Consider the following 23,087-nt stretch of genomic DNA (forward strand, 5'->3'; position numbering starts at 1 on the left):
CGCAAGGCCCATGCCAAGGCGGCGCTCGCAGCCTGCCTCGCAACCGGCGAGTGGCGCCCTGCCGTGAGGCTGATCCACGCCTTTGGCGAAGCCGCCAAAGACGATCAGACTCAGAGGATCGGGCTCAGCACCGCCGCGAAATTGTTCCAGAGCTGGCGGTACAGAGGCCAGGCCTCCACCTCGGCCAGGCTCACCGTGCGCGAGCGCGCCAGGTATTCCGCCTGCTGCGCGCGGACCAGCGCGGTCGCGCCTTCGTCCTGCAGCAGGATGTTGTTCTCGTAGTTCAGGTCGAAGCTGCGCCGGTCCATGTTGGCCGAGCCGATCAGCGTCACCTCGCCATCCATCGTCAGCGTCTTGCTGTGCAGCAGGCCGCCCTCGTATTCGCGGATATGCACACCGGCGGCCAGCAACTCGGCGTAGTAGCTGCGGCAGGTGGCGGCGACCGCCCAATTGTCGTTGCGCGCGGGAAAGACGATCGTCGTCCGCACGCCCCGGTTGCCGGCGGCGCGCAGGGCATCCTGCAGGGAGGGGTCGGGCACGTAATAGGGTGTCGTGATCACCAGTTCCCGCCGGGCGGCGTAGATCAGGCTCTGGAACATCTCGGGCATGGCCGAATGCCGCATCGTGGGGCCGGAGGCGACGACCTGCGCCACGAAGCCGCCCGCGCGCGGCTCGGGCATCGGCGCCCAGAGCAGCTCGCTCAGATCCTCCTCGGCCCAGGCCATCCAGTCCGTGACGAAGAGGTGCTGGTTCTGCCGCGCGACGGGTCCCTCGAAGCGCATCACCACATCCACCCAGGGGGCGAATTTCGCCTTGGGCAGGAAGGCGGCATCGGCGCAGTTCTGGCTGCCGCACCAGGTGATGGCGTGGTCGATCACCGTGATCTTGCGGTGGTTGCGCAGGTCAAGCCGCCCATGCAGCGCGCCCAGCACCGGAAGCCCCACCGGCAGCGCGCGGGCCTGGCGCACGCCGGCCTCGCCCATCATCCGCCAGAGCGGGCTCTTGATAAGCGCGCGGGAGCCGATGTCATCCACCAGCACCCGGCAGGTCACGCCGCGCCGGGCGGCACGCGCCACCGCCTCGGCCACGCGGGTGCCGTTGTGGTCGGGCAGCCAGATGTAGAAGAGCAGATGGACATGCTCGCGCGCCGCCTCGATGTCGGCGACGAGCATGCCGATGGTCGCGTCCGAATTCCCGGAGAGCCGGGCCGTGTTGCCGCCCACCGCCGGATAGCCGCCGATGGACTGGCCCACGCGGAACAGGCCCTCCAGCCGCTCGGGCACGGCGGCGGGCGTGCCCATGCTGGCGGGTGCCGGCAGCTTCGCCAGCACCTTCTGCATGCGCGCCACGCGGCGCCGGCCGATATTGGTCTCGCCCAGCAGCAGGTAGCCCAGCAGCCCCAGCACCGGCAGCACCAGCACCACCACCATCCAGGAGATGCGCGACGCCGGGTCCCGGTGCGGGCGCAGCAGGATGCGGGTGATGACCAGCGCCTGTACCAGCAGGTGGAAGGCGATGATCATCCGACGAGGAAGGGTTTGCCCTGCACGTCGTAGTCGGGATAGCCCAGCGTCTGCCGCAGCGCGGCCGGCGTCAGCGCGAGGGCGGACTCGGCGCCACCGGCCACCAGTTCGGCCAGGCCCGCCTGCATCCCCGCGATGGCCGGCGAGAGCATGGCCGTCGGATAGGTGCCGATCTTGATGCCGAGCGCCTCCGCCTCGGGCCGCGTCGGGATGCGGCGCCCCGGCCCGGGCGAGAGCACGGCGAAGGAGGGGCGGCCCTGCGCGGCGGCGACCGCGCGGCGGAACTCATCATCATCGGCCGGGCTGTCGAGGAAGAGGATGTCGGCCCCCTCCTCCACATACATCTCGATGCGCGCCACCGCCTCGTCGATGCCCTGGGTCGGGCGGCAATCGGTGCGGGCCAGCACCAGGATTCCGCTGTCCTTCGCCGCCTGGACGGCCGCGCGGATCTTCATCCGCGCCTCCTCGCGCGGCAGGCAGGGCTTGCCGGAGGAGGTGAGCTGGCGCGGCGTGATCTTGTCCTCGATGAGGATCGCCGCCGCGCCCGCCCGGCCATAGGCGCGCACGGTGCGCTGCACGTTCAGCGGGTTGCCATAGCCATGGTCGCCATCGGCCAGGATCAGCGTGTCCGGGGCCGCGCCATGCACCATGTGGAAGCTGTCGAACATCTCGGCGAAGGAGATGAGGTCGAGATCCGGCCCGCCCAGCCGGCTCGCCGCCACGCAGGAGCCGGAGAGGAAGGCCGTCCTGTAGCCCGCCCCGGCGGCGAGCTTGGCGCTCAGCCCGTCCCAGACGGCGGGCATGGTGACGAAGCCCGGTTGGGCGAGAAGCGAGCGCAGGCGTTCAGGCGGGGTCATGGCATTCCTCAGCATTGCTGGGGAAAGGCTAGGCCCGCCCTGCCCGCGCTTCAATCCACCGTGATGCGCCCCGCCCGCACCACGCGCTGCCAGCGTGCGATCTCGCCGGCCTGGAAGACCGCGAATTGCGCCGGGCTGCTGGCGACGATCTCGAAGCCCAGTTCGCTGAGGCGCGCGGCGACCGCGGGCGCGCGCAGCCCGGCCTCCGCCACCGCATGCACGCGCTGCACCAGCGCCTCGGCCATGGCCGGCGGTCCGCCGAAACCCTGCCAGGAATAGACGACGAAATCCGGCAGCCCCAGCTCCACCGCCGTCGGCACCTGCGGCAGCAGCGGGCTGCGCGCCTCGGAGGTGATGAGGATGGGGCGCACCCGACCCTCCGCGATATGCGGCATGATGGAGCCGAGATTCTGGAAGGAGAGCTGCACCGTCCCCTGCAGCAGCGCCGTGGTCGCCGGTGCGCCGCCCTGGAAGGGGATATGCGTGATGTCGGTGTTCGTCGCCTGGCGGAACATCTCCATGGTCAGGTGATCGGAGGAGCCGGCGCCGCTGGTCGAATAGCTGGCATTGCGCCCCGGCGCGCGCAGCCAGGCCAGCACGCCCGAGAGGTCGGTGGCCGGCAGCGCACCGCTGTTGATCACCAGCACATTGGGCGTGCGCACCGTCTGCATGATGCGGGTGAGCTGCGTCAGCGGGTCGTAGCCGAGGTTGGGCCGCAGCGCGACGTTGATCGCCCAGGTGCTGATCGGCGCATGCATCAGCGTGTAGCCATCGGGGGCCGAGCGGATCACCTGCCGCGCGCCGACCTCGCCCGTCGCGCCCGGCCGGTTCTCGACCGTCACGGCGCGGCCGGTGGCGGACTGCATGGATTGCGCCATGGCGCGGGCGATGATGTCGGAGGAGGAGCCGGGCGCGAAGGGCACGATGATCGTGACGGCGCGCGTCGGCCAGTCGGACTGCGCGAGGGCGGCGCCGGGCGCCAGCGCGAGCGGCAGGGCCTGGAGCAGGTTTCGGCGTTTCATGGCATCTCTCCCTTGGTTCGTGGCATGCTGCCCCCGGGCCGCCCGAAGGGGCAACCCAAGCCGCCCGGCCTTGTTCGGGCCAGGAGATGATGACCAGGCTCCCCCTAGCCCCCCTCCGCCACGCCGAGACCGCGCTGGAGCGCGATGTGGCCGAGGCGCTGGGCGCGGCGCCGCCCGCCACCAGCGGCGTGGCGCTGCTGCCCGATGCCGCCACCGCCTTCGCGCTGCGCGCCGCCAGCGCGCGGGCCGCCGGCCGCAGCCTGGACCTGCAATACTACATGTGGCGCGGCGACGTGACGGGCCAGCTGCTGGCCTGCGAGGTGCTGGCGGCGGCCGATCGTGGCGTGATGGTCCGGCTGCTGCTGGATGACGTCTATGCGCTCGGCCCCGAACGCACGCTGGCCGCGCTGGACGCGCATCCCTCGATCGAGGTGCGGCTCTTCAACGGCACGCGCTGGCGCCGCTTCGGCCGGCTGGGCTTCCTGCTGGAGCTGGCCTTTGGCGGGCGCCACCTGAACCGGCGCATGCACAACAAGTCCTGGATCGCCGATGACCGCATGGCCGTTGTCGGCGGGCGCAACCTGGGCGATGCGTATTTCGGCCTCGCCGCGCGCGGCAGCTTCCGCTTCCGTGACCTGGATCTGCTGCTGGCCGGCCCTGCCGCGCACCAGGCGAGCCGCGTGTTCCAGCGCTACTGGAACAGCCCCCTCTCCCGCCCCGCCGGCCTCGCCTCCGCCACGGCCGAGCGGGCGGGCGGCCTGCCCGCCCTGCGCGCCGTGCTCGCCCAGGCGGATGATCGCCCCACCGCCGACGCGCTGCTGCTGAGCGCCGACACGCCGCTGCGGGCGCGCCTCGCCACGGGGCTGGCGCTCCTGGCGGCCGATGCCATCCAGGTGGTGGCCGACCCGCCGGAGAAGGCGAAGCGCGGCTTGCGTGCCCGCAAGGCGGCCCGCGCGGCGGGCGGCATCGCGGCCGAGATCGCCGATGCGCTGCGCAAGGCCGAGCGCGAGGCGCTGCTGATCTCGCCCTATTTCGTGCCGGGCCGCGCCGGCCTCGCGCTGATCGGCGACCTCAGGCGCCGGGGCGTGCGCGTCTCGGTCGTCACCAATTCGCTGGCGGCGACGGACGTGGTCGCGGTGCATGGGGGCTATGCCAAGTACCGCCGCGCGCTGCTGGCGCTCGGCGTCGCACTCTTCGAGCTGAAGCCGGAGTGGCGCGAGCCCAATCCAAGCCTGCTGGGCTCGCGGGGTGCCGCGCTGCACACCAAGGCCTTCGCGGTGGATGGGACACTCGGCTTCGTCGGTTCCTTCAACCTCGACCCACGCTCGGCCGCGTTGAACACCGAGATGGGCTGCTTCGTGCGCGATGCGGGAATCGCGGCCGGCATCGCGGCGGAGCATGCGCGCCTCGCGGAACCGGCGATGAGCTGGCAGGTGGCGCTGGAGGCAGGTGAGCTGGTCTGGCGCGACGGCCCGGCACTTGCCCCGCGCGAACCGGGCGTGGGGCTTTGGCGGCGGCTGCTGGCGGGCATCGTGCGCCGGCTGCCGGTGGAGGAGCAGTTGTAGGCGGGCCGGATTCAGCCCGCGACCAGCGTCGCGCGCCGAGGCCCTCGGTCGAGCAGATCCCGTGTCGCGCTGCCGAAGACGATGTCGCGCAGCGGCGCGTGACGAACGGCGCCCATCACGATCATCTCCGCCCCCGCTTCGCCCGCCGCGGCATCGAGGGCCGCCACCACGCCGCCACGGCCGAGCGGGACCGCGCTGAAACGGGCGGCAACGTCGTGCCGCGCCAGAAGCCGCGCCAGCGCGATGCCGGATTGGCCGGCCCGCAATTCCTTGTCCTCCGTCACGGAGACGATGATCGTCTCTTCGGCGCGGCGGAGGAAGGGAAGCGCGCCATGCACCGCCCGGACGGCGGCCGGGGTCGCGTCCCAGGCGATCACCACGCGCGTCGGAAGGCCGCTGAGCGGCGCGTCCGGCGGCACCACCAGCAGCGGGCGGCCACTGTCGAAGGCGGCGGCGTTCAGCAGGTTTCGCGTCCCCATCGCCCCCGCCATCCCGGCCGAGATGACGCCGAGATCCGAGACGCGGAGATGGTCGGCGAAGACCTCGCCGACGCCGAAGGCGAAGCTGCTGCGGTCCAGCACCTCGCAGGCCAGGCCGCGGCGCTCGGCCGTGTCGCGCAGCTGGGCGGCCGCCTTCTGCTCGGCGGCGAGGCTCGCCTCCCCGTCGGTCGCGAAGACCAGGGCCGTCACATGCGCGCCCCAGGCCTCGGCCAGGGCGAAGGGCGCCGTGAACGACGCGTCCAGCGCGGCGCCATCCCCTGGTTCGATGTGGCAGGCGATGGTGGTGACGGTCATGGAAGCTCCTCCGGCCCTGGCTGGGTCGGCCGGCTTGCACGCCGGCGCGCCCTCTCGTCAGATGCGGCGCCGCCAACCATTGGCAGCCCGAGCACCCAACGACGGCAGCTTGCTGCAGACGAGGTTCAGCCGCCTTGATCTCCGTCAAAAGGCGCTCGACGCTGCTCAACTATCTTCAACACCGCCGGGATCAGTGAGGCAGGGATCAGATGCTGACGCGGAAATTCATGACCGTGCGTGAAGTGGCCGACCTCGCGCAGGTGGGCGAGGCGACGGTCCGCCACTGGATCAGGCAGGGGGATCTTCGCGCCATCGATGTCGGGCGCGAGTTCCGCATCATCCCGCGCGATTTCGAGCGCTTCCTCGACCAGCACGCGACGCGCGGCGCCGTGGAGCCCGAAACCGGCGCGGCCAAGCCCCGGCCCGCGGGCGGGTAGCGCTAAGGGCCCTTGCGGCTGCGGCCCCTGCCCTTCTTCGGATCATAGCCGCCGCCGCCCGGCCCCATGGGCTTCGGCTTCCAGTCCTTCTTGGGCGCGGCTTCGCGCAGGCTGCGCCCGGCCTCGTTCGGCGCCAGCGCGCCCGTGGCGGGCAGGCCCAGATCCAGCGCCTCCAGCCGCTTGATCTCGTCGCGCAGCCGGGCCGCCGTCTCGAACTCCAGGTCCGCCGCCGCGGCCCGCATCTTCTTCTCGAGCTCCGCGATGCTGGCGCGCAGGTCGCGCCCCACGAATTGCGCGGTGGCGTCGCCCTCCACGGCCTCGACGGTGACGTAGTCGCCCTGGCTCACATCCTTCAGCACATCGCTGATCTCGCGCCGGATGGAAGTGGGGGTGATGCCGTGCTCGGTGTTCCAGGCGATCTGCTTGGCGCGGCGCCGCTCCGTCTCCTCCAGGGCGCGCTTCATGCTGTCCGTCATGCGGTCGGCATAGAGGATGACGCGGCCTTCCGCGTTGCGCGCGGCACGCCCGATGGTCTGGATGAGCGAGGTGGTGCTGCGGAGGAAGCCCTCCTTGTCCGCATCCAGGATGGCGACGAGGCCGCATTCGGGGATGTCCAGCCCTTCGCGCAGCAGGTTGATGCCGATCAGCGCGTCGAAGACGCCGCGTCGCAGGTCGCGGATGATCTCGATGCGCTCCAGCGTGTCCACGTCGGAATGGAGGTAGCGCACGCGCACCCCCATCTCGGTGAGGTATTCCGTCAGCTGCTCGGCCATGCGCTTGGTCAGCACCGTCACCAGCACGCGGGCACCTCGCGCCGCGCAATCCTTCACCTCGGCCAGCAGGTCATCCACCTGGTTCTCGACGGGCCGGATGTCGCAGACCGGGTCCACGAGGCCGGTCGGGCGGATCACCTGTTCGGCGAAGACGCCCGCGGTGCGCTCCATCTCCCAGGGCCCGGGTGTCGCGCTGACGAAGACCGTCTGCGGGCGGAAGCTGTCCCATTCCTCGAACTTGAGGGGGCGGTTGTCGGTGCAGCTCGGCAGGCGGAAGCCGAAATCGCTGAGGATGATCTTGCGCGCATAGTCTCCGCGATACATGCCGCCGATCTGCGGCACGGTGACGTGGCTCTCATCCACCACCAGCAGCGCGCCCTCGGGCAGGTATTCGAAGAGCGTCGGCGGCGGCTCGCCCGGATTCCGGCCGGAGAGGTACCGCGAGTAGTTCTCGATCCCCTTGCAGGAGCCGGTGGTCTCCATCATCTCGATGTCGAAGGTGGTGCGCTGATCCAGGCGCTGCGCCTCCAGCAGCTTGCCTTCCTTTTCCAGCTCCGCGAGGCGCTCCTTCAGCTCGGCCTTGATGCGGCCGATCGCCTGGGTGAGGGTGGGCCGCGGCGTCACGTAGTGGCTGTTGGCGTAGATGCTGAGGCGCTCGAACTCGCCGGTGATCTCGCCCGTCAGCGGGTCGAATTCGCGCAGGTTCTCGATCTCGTCGCCAAACAGGCTGATCCGCCAGGCGCGGTCCTCCAGATGCGCGGGCCAGACATCCAGGCTCTCGCCGCGCACACGGAAGGAACCCCGCGCGAAGGCCATGTCGTTGCGGCGATATTGCTGCTCGACCAGGCCCTTCAGCAGCGCCTCGCGCGAGATGGAGCCGCCCACCTCCAGCTTCACCACCATGTTCGAATAGGTCTCGACCGAGCCGATGCCGTAGATGCAGGAGACGGAAGCCACGATCACCACATCCCGCCGCTCCAGCAGGGCCTGCGTGGCCGAGTGGCGCATGCGGTCGATCTGTTCGTTGATCTGGCTGTCCTTCTCGATATAGGTGTCGGTCCGCGGCACATAGGCCTCGGGCTGGTAGTAGTCGTAATAGCTGACGAAGTATTCGACGGCGTTCTCCGGGAAGAAGCTCTTCATCTCGCCATAGAGCTGGGCCGCGAGCGTCTTGTTGGGTGCCAGGATCAGGGTGGGCCGCTGCACCGCCTCGATCACCTTGGCCATGGTGAAGGTCTTGCCCGAACCGGTCACACCCAGCAGCACCTGGTCCCGCTCGCCGCCCTCCACGCCCGCGATGAGGTCGCGGATCGCATGGGGCTGGTCGCCGTTGGGCTCGAAGGGGCTGACGACGCGCAGCGGCTTGCCGGCGGCCGGCATGGGCTGGCGGATCGGCTGGAACAGCACGGGTGCGATCACGTTCATGGCCCCAATATAGGATGGCGCCCCCGCCCCTGCGATGCCATATGCGGCCCCAGATCACAGGATGCCCCGATGCCCGAGGATGTGGACCCGAACGACGATTTCGTGAGCGACGACGCCTATGCGGCCGGCCGCGAGGCCTTCGCCGCCGGCGCCTCGGTGCTGGAGAACCCGATGGCGCAGACGGGCGACTGGGGGAAGGCCTGGTTCTCCGGCTGGCTGGATGCGCTGGCCGACCAGGTGACCGGGCAGGACCGCTCCCAGGGCGCCTTCCGGCGCCTGCTGCGCCGGGACACGGCCGAGCCGTTTTGAAGCTTGGCTGAACCGGCCTAGCCTCCCCTCCTCAAGGGAGGACCAACAGCATGGACGAGACCGAAGCCCACAAGGCGCTCCGCGCGCGCGGGCGCCAGGAAATGCGCGAGATCCTGGGCGCGCCCTACACCGAGGCGCGGGACGCCAGCACCACCCCCTTCAACGCCGCCATCCGCGCCCTCTCCGAGGAAATGGCCTATGCCACCCTCTGGACGCGCCCGGTGCTGGACCGCAAGCAGCGCAGCCTGATCACGCTCGCCATGCTCTGCGCGCTGAACCACCCGCATGAGTTGCGCATCCACCTGGTGGCGGCGCTCAACAATGGCTGCACGGCGGAGGAGATCAGCGAGGTCTTCACCCATGCCGTCGCCTATTGCGGCTTCCCGGCCTCGATTGATGCGCTGCGCATGGCCGAGCAGGTGCTGAAGGAACAGGGGGCGCTATAGCGCCGGGCCCTGGAAACCGGCCGCCGCCGGGCATGACGTGAGCGGGGAACAGCCCCAGGCGACGCCCCGTCGCGACGCCCCAGGCGTGAGCCTGGGGAACTCCCGGAGGGGGCAGCCCGCGGGCCGCGCCATCCGGTGGCGAGAGGGGGCATCGCCGCGAACACGCGCATGCGGCGCGGCGGCGGCCGGAACGGCCCGGGGTTGATCATCCCCGGCCATTTTGCCGGGGGCGTGAATCACCCCCGCAAGAGCGCCGGGCCTCAGCCCGGCAGGTTCTCGGCGATATAGGGCGGCAGATTGAACGAACCCGCATGGATCTCGGGCGTCCAGTAGCGCGTCGTGCCCAGGATGCCCGCGGCCTCGGCCCGGCGGCGGATCTCTTCCACCGGCACATCGCGCAGGCCATGCGTCTTGGCCGACCAGCCGAGCGTCATGAAGCCGCCCACATAGGTCGGCACCGCCGCCACATAGGCCGAGATGTCGGGGAAGAACTTGCCCCGGCGCAGCGAGGTCTCGCGCAGCTCATCCGCCTGCATGAAGGGCACGCCGCACTGGTTCACGATCAACCCGTTGGCCGAGAGCAGGCGCGCGGCGTTGTGGTAGAACTCGTCGGTGAAGAGCACCTCGCCCACGCCGATCGGGTCCGTGCTGTCCACGATGACCACGTCGAAGGAACCGGCCTCGGCCTGGCGGACGTAATCAATGCCGTCGCCCACGATCACCTGGCCGCGCGGGTTGGTCCAGGCATCGCCCGCCACATCCGGCATGTGCTCCTGGCAGAGGCGGATCACCTCGCCGTCGATCTCCACCATCACGCATTTCTCGACGTTCCGGTGCTGCAGCACGCGCCGCAGCACGCCGCCATCGCCGGCGCCGATGATCAGCACGCGCTTCGCATCACCATGCGCCAGCAGCGGCACATGGGTCAGCATCTCCTGGTAGACGAACTCGTCGCGCTCCGTGATCTGGATCACGCCGTCCAGCACCATGACGCGGCCATGCGAGGTGCTCTCGAAAAGCATGATGTCCTGGAACTCGCTCTTCACGCGCGCGAGTTCCCGCTTCACCAGGAAGCGCTGGCCCCAATCGGGATAGAGTGTCTCGTTCACCCACACATCGGTCATCGTCGGAATCCTTCAGGCCAGGAAGCCCATCCAAGAAGAAGGGCCGGACGTTGCCGCCCGGCCCCGTTCATCGCATCGCTCGGGGGCGTTCAGCCCACCATGCCGCGCTTGTGCTCGGCGAGCTGCACACGCTCCGGCAGGAAGCCGGTCTTCAGCAGCGGGATGGCCTTGTAGGGGTCGCAATCGCCGCAGACGAAGATGTCCAACGCCGCATAGTCGCGCTCGGGCCAGGTGTGGATCGAGACGTGGCTCTCGGCCAGCACCAGCACGCCACTCACGCCGCCATTGGGCGAGAAGTGGTGGAAATGCCCATGCAGGATCGTCGCACCCGAGGCGATGGCGGCCTCGCGCAGCACGGCATCAATATGGGCGGGATCGTCGAGGTTCGTCGCACCCCAGAGATCGATGATCAGGTGCGTGCCGGCGAAGCGGACGCCGTTGCGCTCGACGAAATAGTCCTTCGTCTCACTGACCGAACCGGCCGAGGCATGAGTCGTGTTCTGGGCGTTGCTCGGGAGCGTATCCGAGTCCATCCCCAGTCGGACGAGAGAGTCCATGTCGGGTTCCCTTTCCCACCAGCAGATGACCAATTGTCGGCTGTGCGGCCCCAGTGGCCGTCGGTTCGAACAGGTCAGCGGTGGGGGCATATGGGGCAAGGGGCCCCGGGGGTCAAATGAAATTCCGCCTGCGCGGCCCGAAAAAATCGCGGAGCTCCCCCCCACCCTACGCAAGACTCAACCGGCCGGTCCCTGCGCGGTCCGCAAAGGCTCCAGCCGTTGCGGCAAACTCCGGAAGAGGTTCAGTTCCCGCGCCAAACGCGGGAGGTCGGCGAGGCCGCGCACCGGGTCCGTCGCCAGCGCCTCGAAGGCGTTGGCCAGCGGCCCGGGGGCAAGCTGCGCGCCGTGCCGCGCGCGCAACTGGGCCAGCGCGGGCTGATCCCCGGCCATGGCGAGCCAGGCCGCCTGGCGCAGCACGAGGCGCTGCGCGGATTCGGGAAGCGGGCCGTTGGCCGGCAGCGCAGCCAGGTGACGACCCAGGGCCGCGGCCGCCCCGCTGAAGTCGCGCGCCTCGGCCAGGATTTCCGAGAGCGCCTCATCCCCCGCCGGGCCCAGCGCCTGCAAGGCCTCGGCGGCGAGCGCGCGATTGCCCCGCCGCGCCTCGGCCCGCGCGGCGAGCAGGCTGCGCGCCTCGATCAGCCCAGCCGGCAGGCGCGGCGCGGAGCTGACGGCGAGCGCGGCCAGCGTCCCCTCCGCATCGCGCTCCGACAGGCGCAGCGCGGCCAGGCGCGCGCCCAGCGCCGCACGGTGCTCGCCCGGCGGCGCATGCTCCATCGCCCGGCGCAGCAGGGCGGAGGCGCGGTCAGCCAAGTCGAGCGCGACGAGGCGATCGGTGAGCATGGCCAGGACGCCCTCCCCCGCCTCGCCCGCCGGCAGCAATTCGGGATGCGCATCGGCCAGCGCCACGGCGCCCAGCGGCGATTCGGCCTCCAGCGCGTGCAGGAAGGCGGACTGGATGGGCGCGCGCAGTTGCGCCGCCTGCTCGGGGAAGGCCTCGGCCGTTTCGCGCAGCAAGGTCAGCGCGCCGCGCGGATCACCCGCCTCACGGCGCAGCGCGGCCACGCGCTGGCGCGTGGCCAGCTCCATGCCGTCGCCCCGCCAGGCGAAGAGCGCGGCTTCCAGCGCGCGCGCCGCACCCGCCGCATCGAGCCGCCCGGTCGCGAGGCGCAGCTCGATCGCGCGGCGCAGCGCGCGGGCGCGCATCAGCCGGTCCCGCACCTGGGTGGCGGCGGCGTAGGCTTCCAGCGCGCGGCCGGGTTCGCCCTCGGCCTCCTCCAGCATGGCCTGGGCGAGCAGGATGGCGGGGTCCTCCGCCGCGCCCTCGATCAGGCGGCGGGCGGCGGCATGCTGGCCGCCTTCCACCAGGGCCTCCGCAGCCGGGCCGATCAGGCGGCGGCGCAGCCCCTCCGGATAGGCCTGCAGCAGCGGCCAGGCGGCGGCAAGACCGGGGCCGGCCGCCTGCGCATCGCCCAGCATGGCCGCGCGCAGGCTGCGCCAGAGCAGCACCTCATCCGAGCCGGGGATCTCGGCGTCCAGCCCCGCCGCCTCGCCGGGGCGGCCGGCGAGCAAGGCCGCCATCCCGCCCAGGAAGGCGAAGCGCCGGTCCATCGCTGCCTCGGGGCTTTCCTGCGCGGCGAGGCGCAGCATGGCCTGCGCCTCCTGCGGGAGGCCGAGCGCCAGCAGCGTCTGCGCGGCGGCGAGGCGCGGCTCGGCCCGCGTGAGCGGCGGCGCGGAGGCGATGCCGGCCTGCTGCGCGCGCAGGCGTTCCAGCAGCGCGGGCATGGCCTGGCCGGGCATGTCGAAGCTGCGCGTCATGCCGGGGGCGAGGCCTTGCATCGCCTCGGGGCCCGCGGCGAGGGACACGCTGCCGCCCTCGAGCGAGAGCAGGAAGCGTCCCGCGCCGGGGCGCAGCGCCACGCGATCGGCCCGCGCCAGCACGGCGACGCCCAGGAAGGTCTCCAGCAGGTCAAGCTCCGCGAGGCCCCGCGTGCCAAGCTGGCGGGGTGCGGCCTGGGTGACGAGGCCGACCAGCAGGGGCCCGCCGGTGAGCGGATCGGGCAGGCTGAGCACGCGGCCGGGGCGCGGCGCGTGCAGGATGGCGCGTCCCTGGTCGAATTCGGCGCGCAGCGTGGGCGTCGCGGTCACGGCGGGATGCTGGCGCGGCACGACGGAGAGGAACCAGTCATTCCCCTCCTGCCGCACGGCGAGCTGCTGGCCGAGGGCCAGAGGGAAAGTGATGAGCGTGGCACCCGGCACGGGCCGCGCCTGGATGCCCTGGAAAGCGGGTTCACGCAGCAGGCCGCCGAATTCGATGGGACGCTCCGTCTCGGCGAGGATCAGCGCCTGCTCGCCACGACGGAAGGCCGCAAGCCCGTTGCCGGCGCCGAGCGGCAGGCGCATGCCGGGGCCGATGCCCGGCTCATCCAGCAGGCGGGCGCGCACCGGCGGCGGCCCGGCGAGGCTGTTGGGCGGGGGCGGCGCGGCGGCGGGGCGAGCGGCGGGGGCGCGCGCCGGTTCGGCCGCGGGCTCGGCACGCGGCGGCTCGGCGCGAGCGGGCTCCGGCCGCGCGGGTTCGGGGCGCTGCGCCGGCGCGCGCGGGGCTTCGGCGCGCACCGGCTCGGCACGTGGTGTTTCTGCACGGGGAGTCTCCGCACGGGGAGCCTCCGCACGGGGCGCCTCGGGGCGCGGCGGCTCCGGGCGCGGCGGCTCAAGGCGCGCGACCTCCATGCGGTCCGGCTCCGCCCGCGGCGGCGCGGGGCGTGCAGGCTCGGCTCGCGCAGGCTCAGGCCGGGTGGTCTCCCTGCGTGCGGAAGCGGCAGCGGGCGCGGGCGGCGCGGCCGCTTCCCGCGTCGGGCGCGGGGCCGCGGCGCGGGGCGGTTCGGTCGGCGCACGCGGCGCCTCCGTGCCCTGCGTCTCGCCCGGGTCCAGCGCGTCCAGCGCCACCTTCGGCCCGTTGCGGAAATGGCGGATGCGCGCGCCGGGGCGCAGCGTCAGCTCCACGCCGCCGGGCACCTTGGCCACCGCCAGGATGTTGCGTGGCAGCCGCCTGGCACCCGCCAGATCAATCGCCTCCGCATTCGGGAAGCGCAGGATCACGCGGTCGCCCTGCTGCTCCACCTGATAGACGGGTGCGGCCAGCCAGTCGAAGACGATGCGCCCATGCCCCGGATGATCGCCGGTGCGCACGCCCACCCTCTCCTGCGCCGCACCCGGCGGCGCGAGGAGCGCCAGCCCCAGCATGGCCAGCGTGAGGGCGCGCGCACCGGCGCGCATCAGTCGAAGCTCGCCAGGAGCTTGTCGATCTCTTCCTGGCTGGTGCCGGCACCCGGCATCTGCGGGCCATTGGCGAGCGCGCGGCCTTCCGTCACCGGCGCGGCGGGCGCCTCCTCCTCGGGCGGGGGCGCGCCCTCGCTCGAACCGAAGCGGGCGGTGACGCTCGCCACCCGCGTCTCGATCGCCTTCAGCGCCGTCACCACCTTGCTGATGCGCTGGCCGGTGATGTCCTGGAAGGAGCAGGCCTCATAGATGCGCGTGACGGCGGTGCCCAGCGCCTCCGCCTCGGAGGGCGGCAGACGGGCCTGCATCACCTCGAGCCCCTCGCAGACATCGAGGATCTCGTTCGTCGCATTGGCCGTGTGCTCCACCACCGCGTCCAGCTCATCGGTCGCGCAGGGGATGTGGCGGGCGTTGATGTCGTCCACCCGCAGCGCCGCCATTTCGGACTTGGCGCGCTGCACCTCGCGGCCAAGCGCCTCCAGCTCGGCCAGCAGCGTGGCCTCGGTGGTGGTCATGTCGCCGGCCAGGCTGCCGAGAACCTGGCGCACGGCGGCTTCGATCGGGTCCTGCCCGCTCCCGTCAGGCATGGACCAGCACCTTCTCGATCTTCTCGCGCAGCGTCTCCGCATTGAAGGGCTTCACGATGTAGTTGGAGACACCGGCCGCCTTGGCGGCGACCACGTTCTCGGTCTTGCTCTCGGCCGTGATCATGATGAAGGGCAGGTTTTTCAGCCGCGCATCGGCGCGCACCTCCTTCAGCAGGTCGAGGCCGGTCATCGGCTCCATGTTCCAGTCGCTGATGACGAGGCCGAAATTGCCCGCACGCAGCTTGGCCAGCGCCTCGGCGCCGTCCGTCGCCTCCTCGACATTGTCGAATTCGAGCTGCTTGAGCAGGTTGCGGATGATGCGCAACATCGTCTTGTAGTCGTCCACGATGAGGACGTTCATGTTCTTGTCCAGGGCCATCGGCGGTTGCTCCTTGCTGCGGCGCGCCTTGATGCGCCGGGCGTGGTTAAGATGCGGTTATTCGAGCGGGCGCGAGCGATGCCGCGCGAGTTCCGTGGTCAGCGCCCGGGCGCGCTCGGGCCGCATGGCGGCGAGCACGGGGGCCGCCTTCGCCTCGCGCATCCGGTCCACCACCTGCAGCAGGACGGGCATCTCCAGCTCGTCGAAGATGCCGGCCGCATCGCGCGGTCGCATGCCCTCATAGAGGCGCACCATCTGGCGCCAGCCCTGCTCCGTGCGCTCGTCGCGCTGGCGGCCCTCGGCCTCCAGGCGCTGGCGCAGGCCGTTCAGCTCCTCCAGCCGGTCGGCCAGGCGGCGCTCGGCGGCGGCCATCAGCATCTCGCGCTGGGCGAGAGCGGCCTCCCGCGCCTCGATCTCGGCGCGGCGGGCGCGCAGCGCCTCCAGCACGGCGCGCTCGGCAGCCTGGTCGGGCGCGGGCGGCGGCGCGGCGGGCGCTGCCGCCGGCGACGCGGCTGGCGGTGTGGCTGGCGAGCCGGCTGGCGGTGTGGCCTGGGGCGCCGCGGCCGCAGCGGCGGGGGGCGTCGCGGCGGGCGGCGCCGTGGGCGCCTGGGCCACGGCGGAAGTGACGATGCCGGGCGCCTCGCCACCGCGCAGCAGCGCCTCCAGCTTCACGCCGGCCAGTGCCGCCATGCCGAGCAACGCCACCGGCAGGAGGCGGGGGGTGGGCCAGCGCATCACTTCATCCCGAGCGCGCGGATCAGCTCGCGCTCGGCCTCGCTGCGCACCTGGGGTGCGGCGGCCGGCGCGGCGCCCGCCAGGGGGCGGGCCTGCTGCACCGCCGCTTCCAGCCGGTCGGCGAGGCTCTCGGCGCGCTCGACCAGGTAGCGCAGATCCTCGCGGATGGTCTCCGCACCCGCCACGCGCTCGGCCACCTGCCGGCCGGCGAGCTCGGTCGTGGCGCGCAGCCGCATCAGCGCGGCCTCCGCATGGCGCGACGCCTCGCCCAGCCCTTCGGCCCCCTGCTGGAGCGCCGCGCGGTCAGCGCGCACCGCGCGCAGCATGCGATCCAGCCGCCAGGCCATGGGCAGCGTGGCCGCCAACAGGCCGATGACGGTGAGCTGCACCGCCCATTCCAGAGCATTCATGGCAGGACCTCCCAGAGGGGACGCAGAGGGTCGGAAATCCGCACGGCCGGCTTGTTCTCCCGGCGCCCCCACTCGGCGGCGAAGAGCGGGACCGTGCCGCATTGCAGCCGCACCGGCGCGCCCGGCGGCGCGTTCAGCACGATGCGATCGCCCGGCTTGAGCGCGATGACGGAGGAGAGCGGCATCACCTGCTCGTCCAGCACCACATCCAGGCTGATGTCGGTGTGGCGCAGCTGCTCGGCCAGGTGGCGCTCCCAGATGCTGTCGCGGCCGAATTTCTCACCCATGAACTGCTGCAGCAGCAATTCGCGCACCGGCTCCAGCGTCGCATAGGGCAGCAGCAATTCGAGCCGCCCGCCGCGATCCTCCATCTCGATCCTGAGGCGCGTCAGAACGCAGGCGTTCGAGAGGCGCGAGATGGTGGCGAAGCGCGGGTTCACCTCCAGCCGCTCGAACTCGAAGAGGACATTGGTCAGCGGCGCGAAGGCGTCGGTGAGGTCCTTCAGCACCACGCCGATCAGCCGCTCGACCAGCGTGCGCTCGATCGTGGTGTAGGGCCGGCCCTCGATGCGCATGGCCGCCGTGCCGCGCCGCCCGCCCAGCAGCACGTCCACCACCGAATAGATCATCGCGGAATCCACGACGATGAGGCCGAAATTGTCCCACTCCGCCACCTTGAAGACGGCCAGCATGGCGGGCAGCGGGACGGAGTTCAGGTAGTCGCCAAAGCGCTGGCTCGCCAGCCGCTCGATGGAGACCTCGACATTGTCCGAGGTGAAGTTGCGCAAGGACGTGGAGAGGATGCGCACCAGCCGGTCGAAGATGATCTCCAGCATGGGCAGGCGCTCGTAGGAGACGAGGCCCGAATGGATCACCTGCTCGATGCCGCTCTTGACCGCATCGCCGCCCGCGCCGCCGTCGAAGCCCATCAGGCTGTCGATCTCGGCCTGGCTCAGCACGCGCGCGGCGTCGGCCGGCACTTCCTCCGGCGCGGCCTCGGCCTCCGGGGCGGCGCTGCCCTCCTCGGCCAGCGCCGCGCCCCAGGCGGCCGCCATGTCGTCTTCTTCGGAGGTGCCGCTCATTGCACGAGGATCTCGGTGAAGAGCACGTCGGTCACGCGGGCCGGCGCGGCCGCGATGTTGGCGCGCGCGATCAGCTCCTCGCGCAGGCGGTGCGTGCCGGCGCTGCCGCGCAGCTCCTCGGGCCGCACCTCGCGCAGATAGGTGGTGAAGAGATCCACGAGGCGCGGCATGGCGGCCTGCAGCGCCGCCGCATCGGCCGGCCCCGCCACCTCCACCTGGCTCTTCACGCGGATGAAGGCGCGCCGCCCGGGCGCGTTCAGGTTGGCGGTGATGTCGGGCATGTTCACGAAGACCGGCTGGCGGTTCACAGGCTGCGGCTCGGCCTCGGCGGCCGGCGGCGGCGGAGGTGCCGGCGAGAGGATGCCGCTGAACCACACGCCCGCACCCGCGCCGACCAGCAGCAGCGGCACCGCCAGCAACAACAGTTTCTTCTTCGAGCCACGGGGCTTGGCTTCCGCCTCCCCCGCCTCTTCTTCGCCCTTCGCCGCGGCCATCGCCTGCAACACCCTTCTGGTGATCGGAGCGCGATGTGTGGCGCGTCCGGGTTAACGAAGCCTTGCGACGGCGCACCTTGCCGGGGGCGGGCAGGCTTTGCCCGGCGGGCGCGGCAAGCGCTGCCCGCCGCCCGCTTCAAGGCTGCCGCCACGCTGGCACGCGGCTTGCGGAACCCAGCGCGACGCATCCCACGGAGTGCCCATGGACAGCCCCGGCTACATCGTTCTCTCGCGGCTCTCGGCGCAGCAGCGCGCGAGCCAGTTGACGGCCCACAACCTCGCCAATGCCGACACGCCCGGCTTCCGCGCGAAGCGCCCCGTCTTCGCCGAACATGTCGAGCGCCAGGGCCGCGTGCATGGCCCGAACGGCGCGGCCCAGGTCGGCTACACCTGGGACCGCGCGAGCTGGCGCGAGACCCAGCCCGGCGCCATCAGCTCGACCGGCAATCCGCTCGACATCGCGATCTCGGGCCAGGGCTTCTTCGTGGTCGAGACCCCGCGCGGCGAGCGCTACACCCGGGCCGGGCGCTTCGCCATCGGCGCCGACGGGCAGATCGTGGACACGACCGGCGCGCCCGTGCTGAACACCGATTCACGCCCCCTCGCCGTGGCGCCGGGCGATACGCGCATCGAGGTGCAGGGCGACGGCACCATCCGCTCCGAGAATGGCGTGATCGGCCGCCTTCGCATTGTCCGCTTCGCCGATGAGCAGCAGCTCCGCGCCGAGGGCGACCGCCACCTCGATGCCGCGGGCCAGGCGCCGGAGGAGATCGCCCGCCCGCAGCTCGTCCAGGGCGCGCTGGAGGGCAGCAACGTGCAATCGGTCCTGGAGATGACGCGCATGATGGCCGAGCTGCGCGAGTTCCAGTTCGCCACCCAGTTCCTGGAGCGCGAGGGGGAGCGGCAGCAGAGCGCCGTGGACCGCCTGCTCCGCCGCCGTAGCTGAAAGGACGCCTGACCCATGCGCTCACTCGCCATCGCCGCGACCGGAATGCTCGCGCAGCAGACCAATGTCGAGGTCATCTCCAACAACCTCGCGAACATGGGCACCACCGGCTACAAGCGCCGCCGCGCCGAGTTCCAGGACCTGATCTACCAGAACCTCCGCCGCGTCGGCTCGCAGAGCAACGACACGGGCAGCGTATTGCCCTCCGGCGCCCAGGTGGGCCTCGGCGTCCGAACGGCCGCCGTCTATCGCATCTCCGAGCAGGGCAACCTGCAGCAGACGGAGAACCGCTTCGACCTCGCCATCCGCGGCAATGGCTATTTCCAGATCCAGATGCCCTCGGGCGAGATCGCCTATACGCGCGACGGCACCTTCGCCCTCAGCCCCGAGGGCGTGCTGGTCACGGCCGAGGGCTTCGTGGTGCAGCCCGGCATCACCATCCCGGCGGCCGCGCGTGACGTGACCATCAACGCGAGCGGCGAGGTGCTGGCGCGCCTCGACGGCCAGGTGGCGCCGCAGAATGTCGGCCAGATCCAGACCGCGATCTTCGCCAATGAGGGCGGGCTGGAAGCGGTGGGCGACAACCTCTTCCTCGCCACGCCGGCCTCGGGCCAGCCGCAGGCGGCCGCACCCGGCCAGCCGGGCCATGGCTCGGTCATGCAGGGCTTCATCGAAACCAGCAATGTGAACACGGTGCAGGAGATCACCTCCCTCATCACCGCGCAGCGCGCCTATGAGATGAACAGCCGCGTCATCACCGCGAGCGACGAGATGCTCAGCACGCTGACGAGGCTGCGCTGATGAACCGCCGCCACCTCCTGGCACTCGCCGCCCTCGCCTGGCCCGCGACCGCCCGCGCGCAGAATGCGCCGCCGCCCGCCATCCTGCGCCCGCACGCGCTGCTGGAGGGCGAGGTTCTGCGCGTCTCCGACCTCTTCGAACATGCGGGGCCGCATGCGGAGCGCGTCATCGCGGCCAGCCCCCAGCCCGGCCGCCGGATGGTACTGGAGACGCAGAACATCGTGAACATCGCGCGCCAGAACGGCGTGAACTGGCGGCCGCTGACGGGCACGGAGCGCATCGTGATCGAGCGCCCCGGCCGCACCGTGCCGCGCGCCGAGATCGAGGCGCTGCTGCGCGACGAACTCGCGCGCCACGGCATCGAGCCCGAGATGGAGATCGAGCTGCCCGGCCTCATCCCGCCCATGATCCCGGCCCAGGCCTGGTTCCAGCTCGCCCTCGAAGGGGTGAGCGTCGAGCAGCCCGGCGCGCGCTTCCAGGCGACGCTTGTCGTGCTGGCCGATGGCGCGGGCACGCAGCGCATGCGCTTGGCCGGCCGCGCCGTCGTCACCGTGCCCGTCGTCGTCGCCACGCGGCGCCTCGCGCTGGGCGAGGTGATCGGGCCGAATGACGCCCGCCTCTCCCGCCTGCGGGCCGAGCGCGTGCGGCCGGGCCAGGCGCAGCAGATCTCCCAGGTGGTGGGGCAGGAGCTGCGCCGGCCCATGGCGGCGGACCAGGGCTTCGCGCTGGTGGATCTGGGCCCGCCCTCCATCGTGCAGAAGAACGCGCTGGTCACGCTGCTGCTGGATGCGGGCGGGCTTCAGCTCACCGCCCAGGGCCGCGCGCTGGAAGCCGCCGCGCGCGGCGCCACCGTGCCGGTGATGAACCTCGCCAGCCGCAACATCGTCGAGGGCATCGCCATCGCGCCCGGCCGCGTGCGCGTCGCCATGGGCGCCATCCCGGTGGCCGCGCGATGAAGGCCGCGCTCCTCCTCCTGCCGCTGGCGCTGGCCGCCTGCGGCCAGGCCGAGCGCCTCTCGCGCATCGGCCGCGCGCCCGATTTCTCGCCCGTGGCGGACCCGACGCAGGACCCGCGCTACCGGCCCGTCTCCATGCCCATGCCCGCGCCCTATGAGGCGCCGCCGCTGGCCAATTCGCTCTGGCGCCCCGGCAGCCGCACCTTCCTGCGCGACCAGCGCGCGGCCCAGGTGGGGGACCTCATCACCATCCTCGTTACCATCGATGACGACGCGCAGCTCGCCAACCGCACGCAGCGCAGCCGCACCGGCAGCGAGACGGCCGCCGCGGTCAATCTCTATGGCCAGGAGCGGGCACCCCGCCGCCTCTATCCGCCGGGCGCGGTCCCCTCCGCCCTGCTCAACACCGACAGCGCCGGCAACAGCGACGGCAACGGCAATGTCCGGCGAAACGAGACGGTGAATCTCCGCCTCGCCGGCACCGTCACGCAGACCCTGCCCAACGGCAACATGGTGGTGATGGCGCGGCAGGAGGTGCGAGTGAACAACGAGATGCGCGAACTCTCGCTGCAAGGCATCCTGCGCCCGCAGGACATCGCAAGCGACAACACGGTCCGGCACGACCGGCTGGCCGAGGCGCGCATCTCCTATGGCGGGCGGGGCTCACTCTCGGACATCCAGCAGCCGCGGCTCGGGCAGCAGCTGCTCGACATCATTTCGCCGTTCTAGGTCTCCCCACAAAAACGCCTTCGGCATTTTTGCGGGGGCCCCGGTTTGGTGCTCATCCTGGGCAGCTCGCGCTCGTTGCCGCGGCGGAGCCGCGGCGCCGGCCGGGGGGCGGATGGGGCGGCGGGCACGGAGCAGCCTGGGCGGGGGCGCGCGGCCCAGTCGGGGCCGTGTTGGCTCCGGTTCATTCCTCTTGCTAGGCTTCGCCCAACACCGGGGGAAGCGCCATGGCGGATGAATTCGATTATGTGATCGTGGGCTGCGGGGCGGCGGGCTCGCTGCTGGCGGCACGGCTCAGCGAGGACGCGCAATCCAGCGTCTGCGTGCTGGAGGCCGGCCCCAAGGACCGCAACCCCTTCATCCATATCCCCGCCGGCTTCATCAAGACGCTGAAGGACCCGGGCGTCACCTGGCAGTTCAGCACCGAACCCACCGAACGCACGGGCGGCCGGCGCATCGCGACCGTCCAGGGCCGCACGCTGGGCGGCTCCTCCTCCGTCAATGGGATGATCTACAACCGCGGCCAGCCGAACGACCTCGACCACTGGGCGCAGCGCGGCAATCGCGGCTGGGGCTATGCCGACTGCCTGCCCTATTTCATGCGAACCGAACGCCGCATCGGCTATGGCGACCCCGAGCGGCGCGGCCGCACCGAGGGCATTCCCGTCACCGACATGGACTGGATCCATCCGGTGACGGAGGCCTTCATCGCCGGCTGCGTCGGCCTCGGGATTCCCCGCAACCCCGACTACAACAGCGGCGACCAGGCGGGTGTGGGCTATTTCCAGCGCGCCATCCTGAACGGACGCCGCGTCAGCGCCTATCGCGCCTTCCTGCACAATGCGCTGAACCGGCCCAACCTCTCGCTGCGCACCAATGCGCGGGCCTGCGAGATCATCATGGAGGGCAAGCGCGCCGTCGGCGTGCGCTACCTTTCGGAGCGCGGCGGCAAGCCCGTCGAGGTGCGGGCGCGGCGCGAGGTGATCCTCTCCGGCGGCACGGCCAATACCGCGCGGCTGCTGCAGGTCTCGGGCATCGGCCCGGGCTGGCTGCTGCAGAAGCTGGGCGTGGCGGTGAAGCACGAACTCGCCGGCGTCGGCGAAAATTTCCGTGACCATTATGCGAGCCGCTTCGTCATGCGCGCCAAGCCCGGCACGCAGACGCTGAACGAGCTGTCGAAGGGCCTCAACCTCGGCAAGCAGCTGCTGCGCTGGGGCACGGGCCAGCCCAACATCCTCGCCACCGCGCCCAGCCACGCCCATGTGTTCTGGAAGAGCTTCGAGGGGCTGGACCAGCCCGATCTGCAATGCGTCTTCACGCCCGGCTCCTACAAGGAGGGCATGGTCTATGTGCTGGACGACTATCCCGGCATGACGGCCGGCGCCTGGCAGCACCGCCCCGAGAGCAAGGGCTGGGTGCGCGCCCGCAGCACCGACGTGTTCGAGGACCCGGAGATCCAGCCCAACTACCTCTCCGACGAGATGGACCGCCGCGTGCATATCGGCGGCATGCGCCTCTTGCGCCGCATGCTCTCGACACCTGAGCTCGCCCCCTTCGTGGACCAGGAGACGCTGCCCGGCCCCGATGTGCAGACGGATGACGAGCTGCTGGACTTCGCCTTCAAGAACGGCAGCACCACCTACCACCTGATCGGCACCGCCCGCATGGGCCCGCGCGAGGACCCGACGGCGGTGGTGGATGACCGGCTGCGCGTGCACGGGATGGAGGGGCTGCGCGTGGTGGATGCCTCCATCATGCCGGCCATGGTCAGCGCGAACACCTACGCGACCACGCTGATGATCGCCGAGAAGGCGAGCGACTTCATCCGCGGGCGGGAAATGGCGAGCGCGGCCTGAGCCGCGCC

Annotated in this window: 23 protein-coding genes; 9 read left to right on the plus strand and 14 right to left on the minus strand. The window is 71.5% G+C overall.

Annotated elements, in window-relative coordinates; all coding sequences use genetic code 11:
• Window positions 1–110: 110 nt before the first annotated feature.
• From cls to ACQ860_RS03080, 3 genes are read right to left on the minus strand one after another with little or no spacing between them, the layout of a single operon-like run.
• On the minus strand, window positions 111–1,523 hold the full coding sequence (gene cls / locus ACQ860_RS03070; RefSeq protein WP_431301941.1) for a cardiolipin synthase: 1,413 nt from the start codon (window positions 1,521–1,523) through the stop codon (window positions 111–113).
• Window positions 1,520–2,380, minus strand: a complete 861-nt coding sequence (locus ACQ860_RS03075) for an isocitrate lyase/PEP mutase family protein (protein WP_431301942.1) — start codon at window positions 2,378–2,380, stop codon at window positions 1,520–1,522. The genes cls and ACQ860_RS03075 overlap by 4 nt, the downstream gene beginning before the upstream one ends.
• Window positions 2,381–2,430: 50 nt before the next feature.
• The gene (locus ACQ860_RS03080) at window positions 2,431–3,402 is read right to left on the minus strand and encodes a Bug family tripartite tricarboxylate transporter substrate binding protein (RefSeq protein WP_431301943.1); all 972 of its coding nucleotides are present in this window, start codon (window positions 3,400–3,402) and stop codon (window positions 2,431–2,433) included.
• 89 nt (window positions 3,403–3,491) lie between these two features.
• On the opposite strand from ACQ860_RS03080, the gene ACQ860_RS03085 reads away from it, so the two are divergent.
• On the plus strand, window positions 3,492–4,967 hold the full coding sequence (locus tag ACQ860_RS03085) for a phospholipase D family protein (protein WP_431301944.1): 1,476 nt from the start codon (window positions 3,492–3,494) through the stop codon (window positions 4,965–4,967).
• 11 nt (window positions 4,968–4,978) lie between these two features.
• On the opposite strand, the gene ACQ860_RS03090 is transcribed toward ACQ860_RS03085, so the two are convergent.
• On the minus strand, window positions 4,979–5,761 hold the full coding sequence (locus ACQ860_RS03090) for a hypothetical protein (RefSeq protein WP_431301945.1): 783 nt from the start codon (window positions 5,759–5,761) through the stop codon (window positions 4,979–4,981).
• A gap of 227 nt (window positions 5,762–5,988) precedes the next feature.
• Between ACQ860_RS03090 and ACQ860_RS03095 the strand changes: the two genes are divergently transcribed.
• Window positions 5,989–6,198, plus strand: coding sequence for a helix-turn-helix domain-containing protein (locus ACQ860_RS03095; protein ID WP_431301946.1), 210 nt, complete (start codon window positions 5,989–5,991; stop codon window positions 6,196–6,198).
• Between the two features lie 2 nt (window positions 6,199–6,200).
• Here ACQ860_RS03095 and uvrB read toward each other — a convergent pair whose 3' ends face one another.
• On the minus strand, window positions 6,201–8,396 hold the full coding sequence (gene uvrB / locus ACQ860_RS03100) for an excinuclease ABC subunit UvrB (RefSeq protein WP_431301947.1): 2,196 nt from the start codon (window positions 8,394–8,396) through the stop codon (window positions 6,201–6,203).
• Between the two features lie 69 nt (window positions 8,397–8,465).
• On the opposite strand from uvrB, the gene ACQ860_RS03105 reads away from it, so the two are divergent.
• Window positions 8,466–8,705 (plus strand): hypothetical protein, encoded by a 240-nt coding sequence (locus tag ACQ860_RS03105; RefSeq protein ID WP_431301948.1) that lies wholly within the window; start codon window positions 8,466–8,468, stop codon window positions 8,703–8,705.
• A 50-nt stretch (window positions 8,706–8,755) separates the two neighbouring features.
• Window positions 8,756–9,151, plus strand: coding sequence for a carboxymuconolactone decarboxylase family protein (locus tag ACQ860_RS03110; RefSeq protein WP_431301949.1), 396 nt, complete (start codon window positions 8,756–8,758; stop codon window positions 9,149–9,151).
• Between the two features lie 260 nt (window positions 9,152–9,411).
• On the opposite strand, the gene speE is transcribed toward ACQ860_RS03110, so the two are convergent.
• From speE to ACQ860_RS03155, 9 genes are all read right to left on the minus strand, one after another.
• Window positions 9,412–10,275, minus strand: coding sequence for a polyamine aminopropyltransferase (speE, locus tag ACQ860_RS03115; protein ID WP_431301950.1), 864 nt, complete (start codon window positions 10,273–10,275; stop codon window positions 9,412–9,414).
• An 89-nt stretch (window positions 10,276–10,364) separates the two neighbouring features.
• Window positions 10,365–10,832 carry an adenosylmethionine decarboxylase gene (speD, locus tag ACQ860_RS03120; protein WP_431301951.1) on the minus strand — a complete coding sequence of 156 codons (468 nt, stop codon included), beginning with the start codon at window positions 10,830–10,832 and terminating at the stop codon, window positions 10,365–10,367.
• A 177-nt stretch (window positions 10,833–11,009) separates the two neighbouring features.
• Window positions 11,010–14,105, minus strand: a complete 3,096-nt coding sequence (locus ACQ860_RS03125; RefSeq protein WP_431301952.1) for a hypothetical protein — start codon at window positions 14,103–14,105, stop codon at window positions 11,010–11,012.
• Entirely contained in the window at window positions 14,105–14,695 is a 591-nt protein-coding gene (locus tag ACQ860_RS03130; protein ID WP_431301953.1) for a protein phosphatase CheZ, read from the minus strand. The genes ACQ860_RS03125 and ACQ860_RS03130 overlap by 1 nt, the downstream gene beginning before the upstream one ends.
• Window positions 14,688–15,074: a chemotaxis response regulator CheY gene (locus ACQ860_RS03135; protein WP_318646913.1), complete on the minus strand. Its 387-nt coding sequence runs from the start codon at window positions 15,072–15,074 to the stop codon at window positions 14,688–14,690. Before ACQ860_RS03135 ends, ACQ860_RS03130 begins: the two co-directional genes overlap by 8 nt.
• Window positions 15,075–15,131: 57 nt before the next feature.
• Window positions 15,132–15,809: a MotE family protein gene (locus tag ACQ860_RS03140; protein ID WP_431301954.1), complete on the minus strand. Its 678-nt coding sequence runs from the start codon at window positions 15,807–15,809 to the stop codon at window positions 15,132–15,134.
• Window positions 15,809–16,219 (minus strand): DUF6468 domain-containing protein, encoded by a 411-nt coding sequence (locus ACQ860_RS03145; protein WP_431301955.1) that lies wholly within the window; start codon window positions 16,217–16,219, stop codon window positions 15,809–15,811. The genes ACQ860_RS03140 and ACQ860_RS03145 overlap by 1 nt, the downstream gene beginning before the upstream one ends.
• Window positions 16,216–17,301, minus strand: coding sequence for a flagellar motor switch protein FliM (gene fliM / locus ACQ860_RS03150; RefSeq protein ID WP_431301956.1), 1,086 nt, complete (start codon window positions 17,299–17,301; stop codon window positions 16,216–16,218). The genes ACQ860_RS03145 and fliM overlap by 4 nt, the downstream gene beginning before the upstream one ends.
• Window positions 17,298–17,795, minus strand: a complete 498-nt coding sequence (locus ACQ860_RS03155; protein ID WP_431301957.1) for a flagellar basal body-associated FliL family protein — start codon at window positions 17,793–17,795, stop codon at window positions 17,298–17,300. Before ACQ860_RS03155 ends, fliM begins: the two co-directional genes overlap by 4 nt.
• Before the next feature lie 202 nt (window positions 17,796–17,997).
• On the opposite strand from ACQ860_RS03155, the gene flgF reads away from it, so the two are divergent.
• The 5 genes from flgF (at window position 17,998) to ACQ860_RS03180 (ending at window position 23,079) form a co-directional block, all read left to right on the plus strand.
• Window positions 17,998–18,741 carry a flagellar basal-body rod protein FlgF gene (gene flgF, locus ACQ860_RS03160; RefSeq protein ID WP_431301958.1) on the plus strand — a complete coding sequence of 248 codons (744 nt, stop codon included), beginning with the start codon at window positions 17,998–18,000 and terminating at the stop codon, window positions 18,739–18,741.
• 15 nt (window positions 18,742–18,756) lie between these two features.
• A complete protein-coding gene (gene flgG, locus ACQ860_RS03165; protein ID WP_213612079.1) occupies window positions 18,757–19,542 on the plus strand; it encodes a flagellar basal-body rod protein FlgG in 786 nt (261 codons plus the stop codon).
• Entirely contained in the window at window positions 19,542–20,498 is a 957-nt protein-coding gene (flgA, locus tag ACQ860_RS03170) for a flagellar basal body P-ring formation chaperone FlgA (RefSeq protein ID WP_431301959.1), read from the plus strand. The genes flgG and flgA overlap by 1 nt, the downstream gene beginning before the upstream one ends.
• Entirely contained in the window at window positions 20,495–21,226 is a 732-nt protein-coding gene (gene flgH / locus ACQ860_RS03175) for a flagellar basal body L-ring protein FlgH (RefSeq protein WP_431301960.1), read from the plus strand. The genes flgA and flgH overlap by 4 nt, the downstream gene beginning before the upstream one ends.
• A 224-nt stretch (window positions 21,227–21,450) precedes the next feature.
• Window positions 21,451–23,079: a GMC family oxidoreductase gene (locus ACQ860_RS03180; RefSeq protein WP_431301961.1), complete on the plus strand. Its 1,629-nt coding sequence runs from the start codon at window positions 21,451–21,453 to the stop codon at window positions 23,077–23,079.
• The last annotated feature ends 8 nt before the right edge of the window (window positions 23,080–23,087 follow it).

This window comes from Sediminicoccus sp. BL-A-41-H5 (genome assembly GCF_050632405.1).
Classification (GTDB): Bacteria; Pseudomonadota; Alphaproteobacteria; order Acetobacterales; family Acetobacteraceae; genus Roseococcus.

Bases quoted from the DNA above. Each gene is read 5' to 3' on its own strand.
- cls (WP_431301941.1), bottom strand. From the start codon at position 1,523: ATGATCATCGCCTTCCACCTGCTGGTACAGGCGCTGGTCATCACCCGC.
- ACQ860_RS03075 (WP_431301942.1), bottom strand. From the start codon at position 2,380: ATGACCCCGCCTGAACGCCTGCGCTCGCTTCTCGCCCAACCGGGCTTC.
- ACQ860_RS03080 (WP_431301943.1), bottom strand. From the start codon at position 3,402: ATGAAACGCCGAAACCTGCTCCAGGCCCTGCCGCTCGCGCTGGCGCCC.
- ACQ860_RS03085 (WP_431301944.1), top strand. From the start codon at position 3,492: ATGACCAGGCTCCCCCTAGCCCCCCTCCGCCACGCCGAGACCGCGCTG.
- ACQ860_RS03090 (WP_431301945.1), bottom strand. From the start codon at position 5,761: ATGACCGTCACCACCATCGCCTGCCACATCGAACCAGGGGATGGCGCC.
- ACQ860_RS03095 (WP_431301946.1), top strand. From the start codon at position 5,989: ATGACCGTGCGTGAAGTGGCCGACCTCGCGCAGGTGGGCGAGGCGACG.
- uvrB (WP_431301947.1), bottom strand. From the start codon at position 8,396: ATGAACGTGATCGCACCCGTGCTGTTCCAGCCGATCCGCCAGCCCATG.
- ACQ860_RS03105 (WP_431301948.1), top strand. From the start codon at position 8,466: ATGCCCGAGGATGTGGACCCGAACGACGATTTCGTGAGCGACGACGCC.
- ACQ860_RS03110 (WP_431301949.1), top strand. From the start codon at position 8,756: ATGGACGAGACCGAAGCCCACAAGGCGCTCCGCGCGCGCGGGCGCCAG.
- speE (WP_431301950.1), bottom strand. From the start codon at position 10,275: ATGACCGATGTGTGGGTGAACGAGACACTCTATCCCGATTGGGGCCAG.
- speD (WP_431301951.1), bottom strand. From the start codon at position 10,832: ATGGACTCTCTCGTCCGACTGGGGATGGACTCGGATACGCTCCCGAGC.
- ACQ860_RS03125 (WP_431301952.1), bottom strand. From the start codon at position 14,105: ATGCGCGCCGGTGCGCGCGCCCTCACGCTGGCCATGCTGGGGCTGGCG.
- ACQ860_RS03130 (WP_431301953.1), bottom strand. From the start codon at position 14,695: ATGCCTGACGGGAGCGGGCAGGACCCGATCGAAGCCGCCGTGCGCCAG.
- ACQ860_RS03135 (WP_318646913.1), bottom strand. From the start codon at position 15,074: ATGGCCCTGGACAAGAACATGAACGTCCTCATCGTGGACGACTACAAG.
- ACQ860_RS03140 (WP_431301954.1), bottom strand. From the start codon at position 15,809: ATGCGCTGGCCCACCCCCCGCCTCCTGCCGGTGGCGTTGCTCGGCATG.
- ACQ860_RS03145 (WP_431301955.1), bottom strand. From the start codon at position 16,219: ATGAATGCTCTGGAATGGGCGGTGCAGCTCACCGTCATCGGCCTGTTG.
- fliM (WP_431301956.1), bottom strand. From the start codon at position 17,301: ATGAGCGGCACCTCCGAAGAAGACGACATGGCGGCCGCCTGGGGCGCG.
- ACQ860_RS03155 (WP_431301957.1), bottom strand. From the start codon at position 17,795: ATGGCCGCGGCGAAGGGCGAAGAAGAGGCGGGGGAGGCGGAAGCCAAG.
- flgF (WP_431301958.1), top strand. From the start codon at position 17,998: ATGGACAGCCCCGGCTACATCGTTCTCTCGCGGCTCTCGGCGCAGCAG.
- flgG (WP_213612079.1), top strand. From the start codon at position 18,757: ATGCGCTCACTCGCCATCGCCGCGACCGGAATGCTCGCGCAGCAGACC.
- flgA (WP_431301959.1), top strand. From the start codon at position 19,542: ATGAACCGCCGCCACCTCCTGGCACTCGCCGCCCTCGCCTGGCCCGCG.
- flgH (WP_431301960.1), top strand. From the start codon at position 20,495: ATGAAGGCCGCGCTCCTCCTCCTGCCGCTGGCGCTGGCCGCCTGCGGC.
- ACQ860_RS03180 (WP_431301961.1), top strand. From the start codon at position 21,451: ATGGCGGATGAATTCGATTATGTGATCGTGGGCTGCGGGGCGGCGGGC.